Origin of the sequence: Fodinibacter luteus, assembly GCF_039541575.1 — a bacterium.
In the GTDB taxonomy this organism is placed as follows: Bacteria; Actinomycetota; Actinomycetes; order Actinomycetales; family Dermatophilaceae; genus Fodinibacter; species Fodinibacter luteus.
Genome location: NZ_BAABGM010000010.1, coordinates 38,772 through 53,987, shown reverse-complemented (window position 1 = coordinate 53,987; position 15,216 = coordinate 38,772). Strand labels below are relative to the sequence as shown.

17 protein-coding genes, 1 tRNA gene and 1 other RNA gene are annotated in these 15,216 nt (G+C 74.2%); 15 read left to right on the top strand and 4 right to left on the bottom strand.

The annotated features are described in order from the left end of the window. Positions 1–3 precede the first annotated feature (3 nt). From ABD899_RS07360 to ABD899_RS07320, 9 genes are all read left to right on the top strand, one after another. A complete protein-coding gene (locus tag ABD899_RS07360) occupies positions 4–447 on the top strand; it encodes a DUF3052 domain-containing protein (protein WP_345204138.1) in 444 nt (147 codons plus the stop codon). A gap of 74 nt (positions 448–521) precedes the next feature. Next, positions 522–1,001 carry a peroxiredoxin gene (locus ABD899_RS07355; protein WP_345204136.1) on the top strand — a complete coding sequence of 160 codons (480 nt, stop codon included), beginning with the start codon at positions 522–524 and terminating at the stop codon, positions 999–1,001. A 68-nt stretch (positions 1,002–1,069) separates the two neighbouring features. Next, positions 1,070–1,142, top strand: a tRNA-Val gene (locus ABD899_RS07350). A 1-nt stretch (position 1,143) separates the two neighbouring features. Further along, on the top strand, positions 1,144–1,995 hold the full coding sequence (locus ABD899_RS07345; RefSeq protein ID WP_345204134.1) for a Nif3-like dinuclear metal center hexameric protein: 852 nt from the start codon (positions 1,144–1,146) through the stop codon (positions 1,993–1,995). Beyond that, positions 1,992–2,732: a zinc ribbon domain-containing protein gene (locus ABD899_RS07340; RefSeq protein WP_345204132.1), complete on the top strand. Its 741-nt coding sequence runs from the start codon at positions 1,992–1,994 to the stop codon at positions 2,730–2,732. Before ABD899_RS07345 ends, ABD899_RS07340 begins: the two co-directional genes overlap by 4 nt. Continuing rightward, positions 2,729–3,670, top strand: a complete 942-nt coding sequence (locus tag ABD899_RS07335; RefSeq protein ID WP_345204131.1) for a reverse transcriptase-like protein — start codon at positions 2,729–2,731, stop codon at positions 3,668–3,670. The genes ABD899_RS07340 and ABD899_RS07335 overlap by 4 nt, the downstream gene beginning before the upstream one ends. Positions 3,671–3,714: 44 nt before the next feature. Further along, positions 3,715–4,128, top strand: a complete 414-nt coding sequence (locus tag ABD899_RS07330) for a rhodanese-like domain-containing protein (RefSeq protein WP_345204129.1) — start codon at positions 3,715–3,717, stop codon at positions 4,126–4,128. Further along, positions 4,125–5,354 carry an O-succinylhomoserine sulfhydrylase gene (locus tag ABD899_RS07325; protein WP_345204126.1) on the top strand — a complete coding sequence of 410 codons (1,230 nt, stop codon included), beginning with the start codon at positions 4,125–4,127 and terminating at the stop codon, positions 5,352–5,354. Before ABD899_RS07330 ends, ABD899_RS07325 begins: the two co-directional genes overlap by 4 nt. A gap of 10 nt (positions 5,355–5,364) precedes the next feature. Beyond that, entirely contained in the window at positions 5,365–5,868 is a 504-nt protein-coding gene (locus ABD899_RS07320) for an SRPBCC family protein (RefSeq protein WP_345204124.1), read from the top strand. Here the strand turns inward: ABD899_RS07320 and ABD899_RS07315 are convergent. Together ABD899_RS07315 and ABD899_RS07310 are read right to left on the bottom strand one after the other, a co-directional pair. Next, positions 5,829–6,734: an oxygenase MpaB family protein gene (locus ABD899_RS07315; protein ID WP_345204121.1), complete on the bottom strand. Its 906-nt coding sequence runs from the start codon at positions 6,732–6,734 to the stop codon at positions 5,829–5,831. The genes ABD899_RS07320 and ABD899_RS07315 overlap by 40 nt on opposite strands. A 129-nt stretch (positions 6,735–6,863) precedes the next feature. Then, positions 6,864–7,610: a YaaA family protein gene (locus ABD899_RS07310; protein ID WP_345204119.1), complete on the bottom strand. Its 747-nt coding sequence runs from the start codon at positions 7,608–7,610 to the stop codon at positions 6,864–6,866. 32 nt (positions 7,611–7,642) lie between these two features. On the opposite strand from ABD899_RS07310, the gene ABD899_RS07305 reads away from it, so the two are divergent. The 6 genes from ABD899_RS07305 to ABD899_RS07280 all read left to right on the top strand — a co-directional run bounded on the left by ABD899_RS07305 (position 7,643) and on the right by ABD899_RS07280 (position 13,522). Further along, complete coding sequence (locus tag ABD899_RS07305) at positions 7,643–9,115, top strand: RNB domain-containing ribonuclease (RefSeq protein WP_345204117.1); 1,473 nt, start codon at positions 7,643–7,645, stop codon at positions 9,113–9,115. 12 nt (positions 9,116–9,127) lie between these two features. Beyond that, an RNA gene (gene rnpB / locus ABD899_RS07300) (RNase P RNA component class A) lies at positions 9,128–9,514 on the top strand. A gap of 452 nt (positions 9,515–9,966) precedes the next feature. After that, entirely contained in the window at positions 9,967–10,491 is a 525-nt protein-coding gene (locus ABD899_RS07295; protein ID WP_345204114.1) for a SigE family RNA polymerase sigma factor, read from the top strand. Continuing rightward, on the top strand, positions 10,488–11,795 hold the full coding sequence (locus ABD899_RS07290) for a hypothetical protein (RefSeq protein ID WP_345204112.1): 1,308 nt from the start codon (positions 10,488–10,490) through the stop codon (positions 11,793–11,795). Before ABD899_RS07295 ends, ABD899_RS07290 begins: the two co-directional genes overlap by 4 nt. 296 nt (positions 11,796–12,091) lie before the next feature. Further along, positions 12,092–12,826, top strand: a complete 735-nt coding sequence (locus ABD899_RS07285; RefSeq protein WP_345204109.1) for a cobalamin B12-binding domain-containing protein — start codon at positions 12,092–12,094, stop codon at positions 12,824–12,826. A gap of 36 nt (positions 12,827–12,862) precedes the next feature. Continuing rightward, positions 12,863–13,522 carry an MBL fold metallo-hydrolase gene (locus tag ABD899_RS07280; RefSeq protein WP_345204107.1) on the top strand — a complete coding sequence of 220 codons (660 nt, stop codon included), beginning with the start codon at positions 12,863–12,865 and terminating at the stop codon, positions 13,520–13,522. A gap of 16 nt (positions 13,523–13,538) precedes the next feature. On the opposite strand, the gene ppgK is transcribed toward ABD899_RS07280, so the two are convergent. Further along, positions 13,539–14,318: a polyphosphate--glucose phosphotransferase gene (gene ppgK, locus ABD899_RS07275; protein ID WP_345204105.1), complete on the bottom strand. Its 780-nt coding sequence runs from the start codon at positions 14,316–14,318 to the stop codon at positions 13,539–13,541. Then, positions 14,315–15,187, bottom strand: a complete 873-nt coding sequence (gene map, locus ABD899_RS07270) for a type I methionyl aminopeptidase (protein WP_345204102.1) — start codon at positions 15,185–15,187, stop codon at positions 14,315–14,317. The genes ppgK and map overlap by 4 nt, the downstream gene beginning before the upstream one ends. Positions 15,188–15,216: the final 29 nt, after the last annotated feature.

Here is a 15,216-nt window from a genome sequence, read left to right as displayed (position 1 = left end):
ACCGTGAACACCCCCGCTCCACCGCCGGCCGACCCCGGCCCGAACGGCTCGTCGGCCGTCGAGCGCCTCGGGATCGCCCGCGACCAGGTGGTCCAGGAGTTCGGCTACGACTCCGACGTCGACGACGAGTTCCGCTACGCGGTCGAGGACCTGTGCGGCGCCGAGATCGAGGACGAGGACTACACGGGCGGCGCGGACGCCGTGCTCCTGTGGTGGCGCGACGGTGACGGTGACCTCGGTGACGCACTCGTCGACATGGTCGGGGTGCTCGACGACGGGGGCTTCGTCGTCCTGCTCACCCCCAAGGCGACCGACGAGGAGGTCGACCCCAGCGACATCGACGAGGCTGCCGTCACGGCGGGCCTGCACGCCGCAGGCACGTTCAACGCGGCCGACGGCTGGCGGGCCCACAAGCTCGTCGCACCCAAGGCGCCGCTCCGGCGGTAGCGGCCTCCCGGCATCCGCCCGGACGTGCGACACACCCGGGCGGTCGGACCTGCTCCGGCTGGCAGGATGGACGCATGACCACGTCCACCGTCACCCCCCTCGCCGTCGGGCAGGTCGCGCCCGACTTCGCCCTGCGAGACCAGAACGGTGTCGAGGTCTCCCTGTCCGAGCTCACCGCGACGAAGAACGTCGTCATCGTCTTCTACCCGTTCGCGTTCTCGGGCATCTGCACCGGCGAGCTCGACGAGATCCGCGACCACCTCGAGCGCTTCGTCGCCGACGACCTGCAGGTCGTGTGCGTCTCGTGCGACCCGATGTTCGCGCTGCGCGCCTGGGCCGACCTGCAGGGCTACTTCTTCCCGCTACTGTCCGACTACTGGCCGCACGGCGAGGTCACCCGAGCCTACGGCGTGCTCAACGAGCGCACCGGCGCCCCGGTGCGCGGCACGTTCCTCGTCGGGCGCGACGGCACGGTGCGCTGGACCCTCGTCAACGGTCCGGGCGAGCGCCGCGACTTCAGCGCGCTCACGGCCGAGGTCGCCGCGCTGCGCTGAAGCGGCGCCCGGCACCTGCCACAATGTGCGCGGTCGGCCGACCGCCCCACGGGTCCTCAGGCCGCCACGGGCCTGTAGCTCAGCTGGTAGAGCGCCGCGCTTACACCGCGAAGGTCGTCGGTTCGATCCCGGCCGGGCCCACGTGAGCGACGTCGACACCCTGACCCTGCGCGAGGTGGTGGACGCCCTCGAGCGCCTCTACCCCCCGGGAACGGCCCAGTCGTGGGACCGCGTCGGCCTCGTCACGGGCGACCCCGAGCAGCCGGTGCGGCGGGTGCACCTCGCCGTGGACCCCACCCTCGCGGTCATCGAGGAGGCCCGGACCCTCGGGGCCGACCTGCTCCTCACCCACCACCCGCTCCTCCTGCGCGGGGTGCACAGCGTCGCGACGACGAGCGCCAAGGGCGCCAGCGTCACAAACCTCGTCGTCGGCGACGTCGCGCTGTACGTCGCGCACACGAACGCCGACGTCGCCGACGAGGGCGTCTGCGCCGCCCTCGCCGAGGCCTGCGGGCTGGGGGAGAGCGACCCGCTGACCGTCGTGGAGGGCCAGCCGCTCGGCCGGGTCGGCGACCTCGCCGACCACGTGCCGCTGCGCTCGTTCGTCGAGCGCCTGGCGAGCCGGCTGCCCACGGCGGCGGGCGGCATCCGGGTCGCCGGTCCGCCGGATGCCGTCGTGCGGCGCGTCGCGCTGCTCGGCGGCTCGGGCGACGACCTGTTCGATGCCGTGCGGGCGAGCGGTGCCGACGTCTACGTCACCGCCGACCTGCGCCACCACCCCGTGCTCGAGGCCCGCGAGGAGGCCCGCGGGGGCACCCCCTACCTCGTCGACGCCGGCCACTGGGCGAGCGAGCAGGTCTGGCTCGCCCGGGCCGAGCGCGCGCTGCTGGCCGAGCTCGGAGGGCGCGCGGCTAGGGTGGACACCCACATCAGCACAGTGCGCACCGACCCGTGGACCTTCGTCGTCGGTGCCGACCCCGGAGGTATGCCGTGAACGCCGAGTCCGCCCGCCAGCTGCGGCTGCTCGACCTCCAGGCCATCGACACCCGGCTCGACCAGATCGCGCACGCGCGCGTGCACCTGCCCCAGCTCGCCGAGCTCGCGGACCTCGAGAACAAGGCCCGCCTCATCGACGACCAGCTCGTGCGCTCGCGCACCGAGCTCGACGACATCCAGCGCGAGGTCGCGAAGGCCGAGGCCGACGTCCAGCTCGTGCGCGACCGCGCCGCCCGCGACCAGGCGCGACTCGACGCCGGCACGGGCACGGCCAAGGACCTCCAGGCCATCCAGCACGAGCTCGGCTCCCTGGCCCGCCGCCAGGCCGAGCTCGAGGACCTCGAGCTCGAGGTCATGGAGCGGGCCGAGTCCGCCGAGTCCGACGTCGCCGAGCTCGAGCGCGGCCGCGGTGAGCTCACCGCCCGCATCGACGCGCTCCGGGCCGCCCGTGACGAGGCCCTCGCCCGGCTCGACGCCGAGGCCGCCGACGTCGGGGCGCCGCGCTCCGCCGCGGTCGACGAGGTCGGTGCCGACCTCGTCGCGCTCTACGAGAAGATCCGCGCCTCCTCGGGTGGCACGGGTGCCGCCGCGCTGCGCCAGCGCCGCTGCGGCGGCTGCCAGCTCGAGCTCAACCCGGTCGAGCTCCAGCGCCTGCGCCTGGCCCCCGAGGACGAGGTGCTGCGCTGCGAGGAGTGCCGCCGCATCCTCGTGCGCACCCCCGAGTCGGGGCTGTGACCCGGCGGCTCACCGTCGAGGCCGACGGGGGGTCGCGCGGGAACCCGGGGGTGGCCGGCTACGGGGCGCTCGTGCGTGACACCGACACCGGCGACCTGCTCGCCGAGCGGGCCGAGCCGCTCGGGACCGCGTCGAACAACGTCGCCGAGTACCGAGGCCTCATCGCCGGCCTCGAGGCGGCGGCGGCCGTCGACCCGGGCGCGGAGGTCCTCGTGCGGATGGACTCCAAGCTCGTCGTCGAGCAGATGTCCGGCCGGTGGAAGATCAAGCACGAGGACATGCGTCGCCTCGCGCTCCGGGCCCGCGACGTCGCCGCGACGATCCGCGCGGCCGGCGGGTCGGTGCGCTACGAGTGGATCCCGCGCGCGCTCAACGCCGGTGCCGACGAGCTGTCGAACGTCGCGATGGACGGCCGCACCGTCGCCTGGACGAGGGGCGAGGCCGCCGCGGGCGACCCGGCCGCCGCGGGCGACCCGGCCGGCGCGCGCGACGTGTGCGCCCCCGCCCCCCGCCTTCCCGGCACCCCGGTGCGGGTCGTGCTCGTCGCCGAGGCGGCGTCCGAGGGCGCGCGCAGCGCGGCGGCGTCCGCAGTGTCCCGGCTGCTCGGCGGTGCCCCACGATGCCTGCTCACCGCGTCGTCTGGCGGCTGTGTCGAGACCGCTGCCGAGGTGGCGGCCGTGCTCGGCACCGAGCCCGTCGTCGACCCGGGGTGGGACGACCCGGGTGATCGGGCCCTCGAGGCCTGGGAGCGTGCCGTCGCGCGTGGCGGCACGACGGTCGTGGTGTGCCCCCCCGACGCCGTGCGCGGCGCGGTCGGCGACGTGCTCGGCGTCCCGGCCGACCGCCGCGAGCGCATCGCCGTCGCCCCGGGGTCGCTCGCCGGCGTCGAGGTGTGGGACGACGGCCGGGTGTCGGTCGCGTTCACCAACCACACCTGAGACACCCCGGCGGGCCGGGACCGCCGCGGCCTAGGCTCGTCCCCATGAGCTACGCAGGTGACGTCACGCCCGCCGAGGCGTACGCCGCGGTCACCGGTCCCGAGGGTGCGCTCCTCGTCGACGTGCGCACGCGGGCCGAGTGGACCTACGTCGGCGTCCCGGTGCTCGAGGGGGCCGGCCACGACGTGGCCTACGTCGAGTGGTCCAGCTACCCCGACGGCCGGGTCAACCCGCAGTTCGTCGACGAGGTCCGGGCCGCCGGCCTCGTGCCCGGGCGCCCGGTCTACCTGCTGTGCCGCTCCGGGGTCCGCTCCCGTGCGGCGGCCGACGCCCTCACCGCGGCCGGACTCGGCCCCGCGTACAACGTCCTCGAGGGGTTCGAGGGGGCGCACGACGCCCTGGGGCACCGCAGCGTGGCCGGGTGGAAGAACGCCGGCCTCCCGTGGCGCCAGGGATGAGCCCGGATGCCGGGCCGTGGCACCCGCAGACCCGGGCCGTGCGCGGTGGCCTGACCCGCAGCGGCTTCGACGAGACCTCCGAGGCGCTCTACCTCACGTCCGGGTTCGTCTACGAGTCCGCCGAGCAGGCCGAGGCGGCCTTCAAGGACGAGGTCGAGCACTACATCTACAGCCGGTACGGCAACCCGACGGTCGCGATGTTCGAGGAGCGGCTGCGCCTGCTCGAGGGGGCGCAGGCCTGCTTCGCGACGGCATCCGGGATGGCCGCGGTGTTCACCACGATGGCCGCGCTCTGCGGCGCCGGTGACCGGGTCGTCTCGAGCCGGGCGCTGTTCGGCTCGTGCTTCGTCATCCTCGACGAGATCCTGCCGCGGTGGGGGGTGGAGACGGTGTTCGTCGACGGCGCCGACCTCGACCAGTGGCGCGAGGCGCTGTCGGTGCCGACGACCGCGGTGTTCTTCGAGACGCCGAGCAACCCGATGCAGGAGCTCGTCGACATCGCCGCCGTGTCCGAGCTGGCCCATGCCGCGGGGGCGACGGTCGTCGTCGACAACGTCTTCGGCACCCCGGTGTTCTCGCACCCGCTCGACCACGGGGCCGACGTCGTCGTCTACTCCGCGACGAAGCACATCGACGGCCAGGGCCGGGCGCTCGGCGGCGCCGTGCTCGGGCCGCGCGAGTTCGTCGAGGGCCCGGTCAAGAACCTCATGCGCCACACCGGGCCGGCGATGTCCCCGTTCAACGCGTGGGTGCTTGCCAAGGGGCTGGAGACGCTCGACCTGCGGGTGCGCCGGATGGCCGAGTCGGCGCTCACCGTGGCGCGCGTGCTCGAGGAGTGGCAGCACGCCGGCCGCGGCATCACTCGCGTGCTCTACCCCCACCTGCCGAGCCACCCCCAGCACGAGCTCGCCCTGCGCCAGCTCGACGGCGGTGCCGGAACCGTCGTCACCTTCGACGTCGCGGGGGGCAAGGAGGCCGCGTTCGCGTTCCTCGACGCCCTCACCCTCGTCGACATCTCGAACAACCTCGGCGACGCGAAGTCGCTGACGACCCACCCCGCGACGACGACCCACCGGCGTCTCGAGCCGCAGGCCAGGGCGGCGGTGGGCATCACCGACGGCACGATCCGGGTGTCGGTCGGGCTCGAGGACGTGCGCGACCTCGTCGCCGACCTCGACGCCGCGCTCGAGCAGGCCGACGCCGTGCGGGGCCGGCCCGCCTGTTAGCGTCGCGAGCATGAGTGACGTCCTGTCCGTCCAGCGGCTCATCCCCGCCCCGCCCGAGCCCATCTTCGAGCTCCTCGTCGACCCCGCGGGGCACGCCGAGATCGACGGCAGCGGCAGCGTGCGCGGTGCCCGCAGCGGGGGGCGCCGCCTCGCGCTCGGCGACCGCTTCGGGATGGACATGCACCTCGGCGTCGCCTACTCCACGCGCAACACCGTCGTCGAGCTCGAGGAGAACCGCCGCATCGCGTGGCAGACGACCGCGAGCGGCCCGGTCGGCGCGCTGCTCGGCGGGCGGATCTGGCGCTACGTGCTCGAGCCGGTCGAGGGGGGCACGCTCGTCACCGAGTCGTGGGACCTGAGCAGGGAGCGGCTCACGAGCAAGCCGGTCGTCAAGCTGACGATGACCGGCACGACCCGCGGCAACATGGAGCGCACCCTCGAGCGCATCGAGCGGCTCGTCACCGACCGGTCGGCTCAGGATCCCGTGGCCGAGGACCCCTCGGCCACGAGCTGACGCTCCTCGGCGACACCCGCCATCGCCCACCGCACGGCCCCGGTCCCGAGCCGGCCGATGCCCCCGGCCACCGGGCCGAGCGGCCCGGCGAGCGGGAGGTCGAGGGTGCGGCGGGCCCAGGCCGGGAGCACGGCCACGCCACCCGTCGCGATGAGGCCGTAGCCCGGGCGGGCCGCCCACGGCAGGGGCGGGTCGAGCAGGAGGAAGCGCGCGGCATCCCGGGCGGCGTCGGTCGCCTCGAGCTCCGGGCGGAAGGCGGTGAGCGCGGCGTCGAGCCCTGCGACCGTCGTCGGCACCTCGGTGGCGCCGAGGCGGCGCGCCACGACGGCGGCCTGCTCGACGTACGTGTCGGCTTCGGCGGCGGTCAGCGGCTCGGGGGAGTAGCGCTGGTGGGCCGTGAGGAACGAGTACGCCTCGGCGACGTGCACCCACGACAGCAGCCGCGGGTCGCTGGCCCGGTAGGCCCGTCCCTGCGCGTCGGTGCCCCGGACCCGTTCGTGGATGGCGCGGACCCTCGCGATCGCCACCTCGGCGTCGGCGACGGTGCCGAAGGTCGTCGTCGCGAGGAAGTGCGAGGTGCGCTGGAGGCGGCCCCACGGGTCCCCCCGGTAGCCGCTGTGCCCGGCGACCCCGGCCATCGCCGACGGGTGGAGGGACTGCAGCAGCAGGGCCGCGACCCCGCCGGGGAACATGGCGGCGTCGGCGTGGACGCGCCACACCGGGTCGGCCGGGGTGAACCACCGCTCACCGGGTCGGCCCCAGATGACGCGCGCCCGGTCCGCGGCGTCGTCACCGGCCACCCTCGAGCGCAGGGCGGCCCCCAGCCGGCGCTGGGAGAGGCGGGCGAGGTCGGTGAGAGGGCGCATGGGGCTCCGATCGAGGACGGTGTTCACCCGGACCCAACGTCGGACCGCGCCCCGCCCACCGCGCTGTCGAACCGTGACCCGCGTCACACCCGCGGGCTTTCTCGGGTCACCCGACGCCATCCGGGCGGCTCAGGGCGCCGCGACGTCGAGCACCCACGGTGCCCGCGGACCGGCCGGCTCGTGCAGCCGCACGTCGAAGCCACGGGCCACGACGTCTGCGAGGGCCGGCACCGACCGCGGGTCGGCGCCCTCGACGCACAGGTGACGTGCCACGAGGCCGCGGGTGTGCTTGGCGAAGTGGCTCGCACCCGGCACCCGGACCTGCACCCAGCGTGCGGCGAGGTCCGCGCCCGGCCGCCACGCCGCGGCGTACGCCGCCGAACGGCAGTCGACGACGACCCCGCGGGCCACGGCATCCGGGAGCACCTCGTCCAGGGCGGGACGCCACAGCGGGGCGAGCGGGCCGAGCCCGGGCAACGTCGCCCCCATCGACAGCCGGTACGCCGTGATCCGGTCGCGCGGCCGCACGGCGCCGTACAGGGCCGACACGACGACGACCCACCGGTTGGCTCGCCGGCGCGCCGCGGTGTCGAGGGAGGACAGGCCGAGCGCGTCGTAGAGCACGCCGGTGTAGACCTCGGCGGCGGGCGTCGCGGGCGCGGTGCCGAGGACGAGGTTGCGGGCGACCTCGTCGAGCAGGAGGGCCGACACCCCGAGCAGGGCCGGCGCGTCGGGGGAGCGGCTCACCTCGGCGAGGGCCTCGGCGACCCTGGCCCGGGTGGGGGCCAGCTCGGGGAAGGACCACGTCGCCGGGTCGGCCGGCCCACCCCGGCGCCGGTTCGACTTCGACTCCGACGGCGGGAGCAGGATGAGCACCGGGGCAGCCTACGGCGGTTAGGTTGGGCGGCATGCCACACCCCCGCGTCCGCCTCGCCCCGACCGGCGCCGACATCCCCGACGGCGTCCTCGCCGCGCTGCGCGACCGCTTCGCGGCGGTGCGCGCCGAGCTCGACCTCTCCCTCGACTACCCGGCCGACGCGCTCGCCGAGGCGGCCCGGGTCGCCGCCGAGCCCTCGGGCCTGCCGACGCGCGACGAGACCGACCTGCCGTTCTTCACCGTCGACCCGCCCGGCTCGATGGACCTCGACCAGGCGATGCACCTCGAGCGCGACGGCGACGGCCACCGCATCCGCTACGCGATCGCCGACGTGCCGGCGTTCGTCGTGCCGGGCGGCGACCTCGACCGCGTCACCCGGGAGCGCGGCCAGACGGTCTACTGCCCGGACGTGCGGGTGCCGCTCCACCCCGAGGTGCTGTCCGAGGCGGCCGCCAGCCTGCTCCCGGATGCCGTGCGCCCGGCCTTCGTCTGGGACCTGCGCCTCGACGGGTCCGGCGACCTCGTCGACGCGCAGGTGCACCGCGCCATGGTGCGCAGCGTCGAGCGGCTCGACTACGCCCACGTCCAGGCTGCCGTCGACGCGGGGACCGGCGACGAGCGGTTCCTCCTGCTCCGCGAGATCGGGGAGCGACGCATCGAGCAGGAGCGGGCCCGGGGCGGGGCGAGCCTGCCGATGCCCGAGCAGCAGGTCAGCGAGCGCGAGGGCGGCGGGTTCACCCTCGAGTTCCGTCCCCCGGTGCCGGCCGAGGAGTGGAACGCCCAGGTCTCGCTGCTCACCGGGATGGCCGCGGCGGCGATGATGGTCCAGGCCGGGGTCGGCGTGCTGCGCACCATGCCCCGGCCGACCGCCGAGGCGGTGGCCCGGTTCCGGCGGGCCGCGAAGGGCCTCGGGGTCGACTGGCCGGCCGACGTGCCCTACGGCGACCTCGTGCGGGGCCTGGACCGCACCAACCCCCGGCACCTGGCCCTCATCCACGAGGCGACCTCGCTCTTCCGCGGGGCCGGCTACACCGCGTTCGACGGCGAAGCCCCGGCCGAGCGTGAGCACGCGGCCGTCGCCGCTCCCTACGCCCACGTCACCGCGCCGCTGCGCCGCCTCGTCGACCGCTTCGGCCTCGTCGTGTGCGAGGCGGCCTGCCGCGACGCCGACGTGCCGGATGCCGTGCGCGCCGCGCTGCCGGACCTCGCCGAGCTCATGCGGACCTCCGACGGACGGGCCCGGGCCGCCGAGCGCGCGTGCGCCGACGCGACCGAGGCCGCGGTGCTCCACGGCCGCGAGGGCGAGTCGTTCGACGCCATCGTGCTCGACCACACCGAGCGCGGTCTCGACGTGCAGCTCCTCGACCTGCCCGTCGTGACCCGTGCGACCGGCCGCCGGGTGGGGCTCGGTGCCCGGGTCCGGGTGCGCCTCGACCGGGCCGACGTGCGGGCGGGGGCGCTCGCCTTCAGCCTCGTCGAGGCCACGACTCACGCCGGCCCGTAGACTGGCGGAGGACGAGTCGGGCGGACGGTCGCGTCGGTGGGCAACCACCGCCGAGGAAGGTCCGGGCTCCGAAGGGCAGGATGGTGGCCAACAGCCACCCGGGGCGACCCGCGGGACAGTGCCACAGAGAACAGACCGCCCCTCCACCGGCGCGAGCCGGCGGGGGAGCAAGGGTGAAACGGTGGTGTAAGAGACCACCAGCGGCCTGGGTGACCAGGTCGGCTCGGTAAACCCCATCCGGAGCAAGCCCAGACAGCGTGCGTTCGAGGGCGGCCCGCCCGAGCACGCGGGTAGGGCGCTGGAGGTGGTCGGCAACGGCCACCCGAGATGGATGACCGTCACCGTGCGGCCGGCGACGGCGGCGCGGGACAGAACCCGGCCTACAGCCCGACTCGTCCACGACACCGGGCCTGAACTGCGAAACGCCGATCCACTGCGACGAGGGGCGCGGGCGAATGCCCGGTTGCGCATCCAGTCGCGGAAGGACGAGTCTGTCGGGTCCCACCAGCTCGCGCCCGTGCCAGTACTCGCCGTTCCGCTGAGCGGTCGGAGCCGGTTGCCCCGGACGAGTCCCCGCTGCGGCGTCGGCGTCGTCCCATCCTCGGGTTCCCTGAGGTGTCCGCCCACCATGACGGTGTCACGGCCGAGAGGGGTGACATCCTCGTCAGTCCGTCTGGCAGCCCCCATGTCGCCCACGCGGCGGACATGGGACGCTCGTGCGTGGCGTCTGGCGTGGATCCCGATTCAAACCTCTGGCAACTGGGCTGCCCGTCGACTGAACCAGGGTCCTCCGTCGTGGCGTTCAGTGGGTAGGCGACCTTCTTGGGCCCGCCTGCGACGAAGGAGGCGAGATGCGACGCAGCGACGAGGAGGCGTTCACCGCGTTCGTCGCCGAGCACAGCGCCACCTTGTTCCGCACCGCCTACCTGATCACCGGTGACTACCAGCGCGCCGAGGACCTTCTCCAGGACTCGCTGGTGCGGGTCTACCAGCGCTGGGCCCTGGTCGAGGCGACGGACCACCCGGTCGCTTACACCCGCAAGATCCTGGTCAACCAGGCCACGTCGTGGTGGCGCCGCCGCTCCTCGCACGAGTGGCCCGTGCTCGTGCGCGACGACCGCCCGTGGGACGGTCGGCTCGAGGACGTCGGCGAACACGAGCGGGTCTGGGCTGCTGTGCTGGCGCTGCCCCCGAGGCAACGTGCGGTGGTGGTGTTGAAGCACTACGAGGACCTCAGCGAGGCGGAGATCGCCGCCGCCCTGGACATGGCGCCGGGCACCGTCAAGAGCCACGCCCACGCCGCCGCGCGGCGGCTGGCCGTGCTGCTCGCCGAGCCGGGCGTCGCGCCGGCACCAGCTCGGGAGGCCGCGCCATGAACCTGGATCAGCAGCTGTCCCAGACCCTCCGCCACGTGGCCGAGCAGGTCGACCCGCCCGACGTCACCCTCGACGGCATCCGCTCCCGGGCGCACGCCAGCCGGCGGCGCACCCTCGCTGCCACCGCAGCCGCCGCTCTCCTCACGCTCGCCCTCGCCGGCATCCCTCTGCTCACTGGCGGCCGTGACACCACGGCACCGCCAGTGGCACCGGAGCCAACCGGTGAGCTTTTCCGAGCCGACCTGAGGGATCCCTCCCGCTGCGTGGACAAGGGGATCGACGGGGAGCGGCCGCAGGAACCTGGCTTCCCGGCCGGGCCCGGACTGCAGGCGTGGATGGACGACCTTCCGGTCGGGGAGCCGCCGCTGTCCCCGTACTGGCACGACGGCGTGCTGCACGCGCGCGGAGTACAGGTCCCGGCGCCTTACGCCTCCGTGGTGCTCGAGGCCGCCGGTGAGACCGTCCTGGTCGGAGGCTTCGTGGACGACAGCAGGTTCGAGGAGGGCGGCACGTGGTCGCCGCAGTGGATGTTGGTGCGCGGCGACCAACTCACGCCCCTTCCCGTCCCAGAGAACCAAAGCCCACGGTTGAGCGCCGATGGCCGGATCGCGTTCTGGGCGGACCACCCCACCGCTGAGACGACGCGGTTCGTCACCTGGGACACCGGGACGAACGCCCCTCTGGCTTCCCGAACCGTGCCGGGGAACACGTCGCTGCAGGGTTCCCTGTGTCGAATCGACCTGCTTGGTATCGACGCAGCCGGGATCGGCCTCGTTCTGGACGAAGCGAGCAAGGCGCCAGTTGCGCGCTGGGACGTGCGCGCCGACACCGTCGCCCCGACCGACCTGACCTACGACCCCACCAAGAGGCTCAACCAGTTCGACGCGTTCAAGGGTCTCGAGAGCGCATTCGTGTCCCCGGACGGGACGCGTGAGGTCTTCACCGAAGCCGCCCCGGGAGACTCCCCAGCCGGCTGCTGTGGCACCCAGCTGCGGGTGCGCCCGAACGGACCGTCGGACCAGCCCGGCGACATCGTCACCCTCCAGCTCCCCCAGGGCATCCCCTCGATGCGACTGTGGGACGCCAGGACCGACCGCGGGACCTGGATGGTGTGGTGGGAGACGACCCAGACTGTGCTCTTCGACGCCTCCGTCGACAACCACAGCTACCTCGTGCGCTGCTCGACCCGCAACGGGGCCTGCGAGCGAGTCCTGGACCTCGGCCGCAACAGCAACGAAGGCGCCCAGTACGCCCCCGACTGGGAAAGCGACTGGGCCTTCGCCCGCGCCCCGGCTGCGGAGTAGCAGCCTCGGAGCCGTGCGAGTGAGTCGTCCAGGGTCCCGGCTCGTCCCCTCACCCAGCTGTGAGGAAGGCGCCGACGAGCTCGTCCCAGCCGGCATGTCGGGGACGAGCGCGGCGCGCAGGGCGTCCGACTGGACACGACGAGCGCAAGGACCACCCAGAGCCGAGTGGCTCCACGCCCAGTCTTTCGCCTCACGGCCACCGCACCGCGTCGCTGTCTGCCGGATCACAGCGACCACGCACCCCTCGGGGCATCCATCCCGGGGCGGAACGGCCCGCCGTGACGTAGCGTCGTCCCGTGGTCGACAGGGGCTCGGAGCGGACGCCCATGGCCCAGGGGCACGACATCGCGCGGCGCAGGGTCATGGCGGCGGTCCGCGACCTCGACGGCGCGACGGTGCGCGACGTCCTCCTCCAGTCCCTGCTCGTCCACGGGGTCGACGACACCGTCGCCGAGGTGGTCATGCCCGTCCTGCGCGACGTCGGCGACAGCTGGGAGCGCGGCGAGCTGGGGGTGCTGCACGAGCACTTCGTGTCGAGCACGTTCCGCGGGGTGCTCGGCGAGCTCCGGGTGCCGGTGGAGGGGGAGGAGGCACGCACCGTCGTGCTCGCCTGCCCGCCCCGAGAGCTGCACGACCTGCCCCTCGAGCTCTTCGGGGCGATGCTGCGCGCCCGCCGGTGGCGCGTCGTCAGCCTCGGCGCCAACACCCCCATGACCGCCATCGCCGAGGCGGTGCGCGTCCTCTCCGCGGACGCGTGCGTCATCGCCGGCGTGCGGCGCTCGGCCTTCGAGTCGCGGATGCCGTCGCTGAGCCGGCTCGGCGGGCGCGTCCCGGTCCTCCTCGCGGGGGAGGGGGCCCTCGGCCTGCCCGCCCCGCCGCCACGCACCGCCGTGCTGCCGGCCGACCTGCGGGCCGCGGCCGACGTCGTCGACGCGATCGCCCCCGCCGTTCGAGCGGGTGCAGGGGCGAGCGGACCGGGGGCGAGCGGACCGGGGGGGACAGGCGGCCGCAGGGAGCCGGCGGTCGGCTGACCCCCGAGGCGACGCGACCCGGCATACCGTGGGGTCATGCGGATCACCCACCTCGGACACGCCTGCCTCCTCGTCGAGATGGCGGACACCCGCGTCCTCGTCGACCCGGGCACCTTCGCCGACGACTTCGGGTCGCTGCGCGACCTCGACGCGGTGCTCGTCACCCACCAGCACCCCGACCACCTCGACCCCGAGCGGCTCCCGGGGCTGCTCGGCGCCAACCCCGACGCGCTCGTGCTGTGCGACCCCATGAGCGTCGAGGTGCTCGCCGGCCTCGGGGTCGAGGCGCGCGAGCACGGGGGAGCGGCGACGACGGTCGGGGCCGTCACGGTGACCCCGGTCGGGGACCAGCACGCGCTCATCCACGACGAGCTCCCGCGGATCACGAACGTCGGCGTTCGCCTCGATGCCGCCGGCGAGCCGTCCTTCTTCCACCCGGGCGACGCCCTCGACGCCGAGCCCGGCGCGGTCGACGTGCTCGCCTTCCCGCTCCAGGCGCCGTGGCAGCGCAGCCGGGAGATGACGGCGTTCCTGCGCCGGCTCGGCGCGCCGCACGCCGTCCCGGTGCACGACGGACTGCTCCAGCGCCGCGGTCGCGACCTCTACCTGGGCCAGGCCGAGCGGCTCGGGTCCGCGAGCACCCGCATCCACGACCTCGCCGGCGCCGGCCCCGTGGAGTTCCGCGCGGGGGACTGAGGCGACGGCGGCCAGGTCAGTCCAGGTGCCGACCGCGCTCCTGCTGGGTCCGCGTCGCCAGCACCGCGGCGCCGATGATCCCGGCGGAGTTCTCGAGCACGGCCGGGATGATCGGGGTGCGCAGGTCGAGCAGCGGGAGGAACTTGTCGGCCTTGCGCGAGATGCCCCCTCCGACGACGAGCAGGTCGGGCCACATGAGGTCCTCGAGGTGGCGGTAGTAGCGCTGCAGGCGTGGGGCCCACTCCTCGTAGCTCAGGCCCTCGCGGGTCTTGGCCGAGCTGGCGGTCACGGTCTCGGCGTCGACGCCGTCGATCTCGAGGTGGCCGAGCTCGGAGTTGGGCACGAGCACGCCCCGGTTGATGACCGCGGTGCCGATGCCGGTGCCGAGGGTCGTCATGATGACGAGCCCGTCCTGCCCCTGCGCCGCACCGTAGTACAGCTCACCGACCCCGGCGGCGTCGGCGTCGTTGACGACGACGACGTCGTGCTGCAGGCGGTCCTCGAGCAGCTTCTCGATCTCGCAGTCGATCCACGACCGGTGGATGTTCGCCGCGGTCTTCACGACGCCGTGCTGCACGACCCCCGGGATCGTCACGCCGATCGGCGAGCCGTCGTGGACGTCGTCGAACCGGTCGACGATCTCGGCGATGACGTCGCACACCGCCTCGGGGGTCGACACCTCAGGGGTCTCGATCTTGAACCGCTCCTGGGCGAACCGGCCCGCGTCGAGGTCGACGGGCGCGCCCTTGATGCCGCTGCCGCCGACGTCGATGCCGAGGGGCCTACCTGTGCTCATGCTGCGTCTCCCTGGGTGAGGATCTGCGGACCGTCGTCGGTCACGAGGATCGTGTGCTCGAACTGTGCCGACCGTCGGCGGTCCTTCGTCACGACAGTCCACCCGTCGTCCCACATCTCCCACTCGTGCGTGCCGAGGTTGAGCATCGGTTCGACGGTGAAGGTCATCCCGGCCTCGATGACGGTGGAGTACGCCGGGGCCGCGTCGTAGTGGGGGATGACGAGGCCGCTGTGGAACGCCGCGCCGATGCCGTGCCCGGTGAAGTCCCGCACGACGCCGTAGCCGAACCGGCGCGCGTAGGACTCGATGACCCGGCCGATGACGTTGACCTCGCGCCCGGGCACCGCGGCCCGGATGCCGCGCATCATCGCCTCGTGGGTGCGCTCGACGAGCAGCCGGGACTCCTCGTCGACGTCGCCGACGAGGAACGTCGCGTCGGTGTCGCCGTGGACCCCGCCGATGTAGGCGGTGATGTCGATGTTGACGATGTCGCCGTCCTCCAGCGGCCGGCTGTCCGGGATGCCGTGGCAGACCACCTCGTTGACCGACGTGCACAGCGACTTGGGGAAGCCCTTGTACCCGAGGGTCGAGGGGTAGGCGCCGTGGTCGAGGAGGTACTCGTGGCCGACCCGGTCGACCTCGTCGGTCGTGACCCCCGGCGCGATGACGGCGGCCGCGGCGGCCATGGCGTCGGCGGCGATGCGGCCGGCGACCCGCATCCGCTCGATCGTCTCGGCGTCCTTGACCTCGGGCCCGGTGTAGCGCTCCGGGGTGGGACGGTCGACGTACTCGGGCTGCGCGATGGACGGCGGCACGGGGCGTCGGGGGGAGACCGCACCGGGAGCGACGGATGCGTACGTCAACGGCATACGGTGGAGTCTAGGCACCCCGCCGCGAC

What these genes read in the sequence shown, in the direction of transcription:
- ABD899_RS07330 (WP_345204129.1), top strand. Translation starts at nt 3,715, where the DNA reads ATGAGCTACGCAGGTGACGTCACGCCCGCCGAGGCGTACGCCGCGGTC.
- ABD899_RS07325 (WP_345204126.1), top strand. Translation starts at nt 4,125, where the DNA reads ATGAGCCCGGATGCCGGGCCGTGGCACCCGCAGACCCGGGCCGTGCGC.
- ABD899_RS07320 (WP_345204124.1), top strand. Translation starts at nt 5,365, where the DNA reads ATGAGTGACGTCCTGTCCGTCCAGCGGCTCATCCCCGCCCCGCCCGAG.
- ABD899_RS07280 (WP_345204107.1), top strand. Translation starts at nt 12,863, where the DNA reads ATGCGGATCACCCACCTCGGACACGCCTGCCTCCTCGTCGAGATGGCG.
- ABD899_RS07295 (WP_345204114.1), top strand. Translation starts at nt 9,967, where the DNA reads ATGCGACGCAGCGACGAGGAGGCGTTCACCGCGTTCGTCGCCGAGCAC.
- ppgK (WP_345204105.1), bottom strand. Translation starts at nt 14,318, where the DNA reads ATGAGCACAGGTAGGCCCCTCGGCATCGACGTCGGCGGCAGCGGCATC.
- ABD899_RS07290 (WP_345204112.1), top strand. Translation starts at nt 10,488, where the DNA reads ATGAACCTGGATCAGCAGCTGTCCCAGACCCTCCGCCACGTGGCCGAG.
- ABD899_RS07355 (WP_345204136.1), top strand. Translation starts at nt 522, where the DNA reads ATGACCACGTCCACCGTCACCCCCCTCGCCGTCGGGCAGGTCGCGCCC.
- map (WP_345204102.1), bottom strand. Translation starts at nt 15,187, where the DNA reads ATGCCGTTGACGTACGCATCCGTCGCTCCCGGTGCGGTCTCCCCCCGA.
- ABD899_RS07315 (WP_345204121.1), bottom strand. Translation starts at nt 6,734, where the DNA reads ATGCGCCCTCTCACCGACCTCGCCCGCCTCTCCCAGCGCCGGCTGGGG.
- ABD899_RS07305 (WP_345204117.1), top strand. Translation starts at nt 7,643, where the DNA reads ATGCCACACCCCCGCGTCCGCCTCGCCCCGACCGGCGCCGACATCCCC.